The 304-nt window shown below is 51.3% G+C and carries 1 rRNA gene; it reads right to left on the bottom strand.

Going from position 1 to position 304, the window contains the following annotated elements:
• Window positions 1-304, bottom strand: a 16S ribosomal RNA gene (locus ACTHSL_RS13365); the annotation flags it as partial.

Here is a 304-nt window from a genome sequence, read left to right as displayed (position 1 = left end):
GCTCGGAGATGTGTATAAGAGACAGGACTACCAGGGTATCTAATCCTGTTTGCTCCCCACGCTTTCGTTGTTGAGTGTCAGTGCCTATCCAGTTTGCCGCCTTCGCCGCTGGTGTTCCTCCCGATCTCTACGCATTTCACCGCTACACCGGGAATTCCACAAACCCCTCTAGGACTCTAGTCTTGCCGTTTCTAAGGCACTTCCACAGTTAAGCCATGGGATTTCACCTTAGACAAACAAGACCACCTACCAACCCTTTACGCCCAATAATTCCGAGCAACGCTTGCACCCTTCGTATTACCGC

It is taken from the genome of Neisseria sp. P0008.S010 (assembly GCF_051962715.1).
Taxonomy (GTDB): Bacteria; Pseudomonadota; Gammaproteobacteria; order Burkholderiales; family Neisseriaceae; genus Neisseria; species Neisseria elongata.
Note: the sequence above shows the minus strand (reverse complement) of the source record. Positions and strands in the feature narration are given on the sequence as shown.